Below are 808 nucleotides of genomic sequence, written 5' to 3'. Positions count from 1 at the left end.
ACATCGAATCCACCCCCGACGATTTCATCCGCGCCGTCCTCTATCCCTTCGCCATGGCCGACTACGATGGCGCGCAAGCCATCCGCCTGAGCGCGGTGCCGGATTCCGATGTGCTGCACGGCCTCCCCATCGACCTGGTCAACGAGGCCTTGTCGGCCGCCCAGGAAGCGGGCCTGATCGAGAGGGTGGAAGAACGCCCCGGTGCCATCGCCATGACCCCGCTGGGCAAGAAGAAATTCCTGCTGGTGCGCGACGGCTTCTACGACGACGATGCCATCGACGAGCTGCGCCGCATCCTGGCAACGCTGGACCTGCGTGCCTTGCGCCTTTCCGGCGACTATCACCTACACCGGCAGAACTGCACTGCGCTGGCCGCGTATCCGGATCAACCTTGCCCGCGTACGGGCCGCTGGCTCGCAAGGCGGCTGGAACAGCGGCAATGCGAATTGCGCGAAGGGGATGCCATGCCCTTGCCCGAAGTGGACGCGCAGGACCGGCCCGTTTTCTGGTATCTGATGAAGACCTGATCAATCCCCACGCCCGGCCCAGTTGGGCCGCCGCTTCTCCAGAAACGCCTGTATCCCCTCCATCGCCTCCGCATCCATGATGTTGCAGGCCATCACCTCGGCTGCATGCGCATAGGCATCGGGCAGCGCCATCATCTGCTGGCGGTACACCATGGCCTTGCCGCGCGCAATCGAGATGGCCGGCTTGCTGCAGATCTCGCGCGCCAGCGCTTCGGTGGCGGCATCAAGTTCGTCCGCTCGCACCGCCTGGTTGATGAGTCCCCATTGCGCGGCCGTGTCGG

General features: G+C 65.1%; 2 protein-coding genes. One reads left to right on the top strand and one right to left on the bottom strand.

Annotated features, from left to right (window positions below; genetic code table 11):
* Positions 1-2: 2 nt before the first annotated feature.
* Complete coding sequence (locus I5W_RS28890; protein WP_044531841.1) at positions 3-527, top strand: hypothetical protein; 525 nt, start codon at positions 3-5, stop codon at positions 525-527.
* Here I5W_RS28890 and I5W_RS28885 read toward each other — a convergent pair.
* Positions 528-808 (bottom strand): enoyl-CoA hydratase-related protein (locus tag I5W_RS28885; RefSeq protein ID WP_044531840.1); only part of this gene is annotated, 281 nt, incomplete at its 5' end. It lies immediately after the preceding gene.

Source organism: Herbaspirillum sp. B65 (assembly GCF_000333555.1).
GTDB lineage: Bacteria > Pseudomonadota > Gammaproteobacteria > Burkholderiales > Burkholderiaceae_D > Herbaspirillum > Herbaspirillum rubrisubalbicans.
Note: the sequence above shows the minus strand (reverse complement) of the source record. Positions and strands in the feature narration are given on the sequence as shown.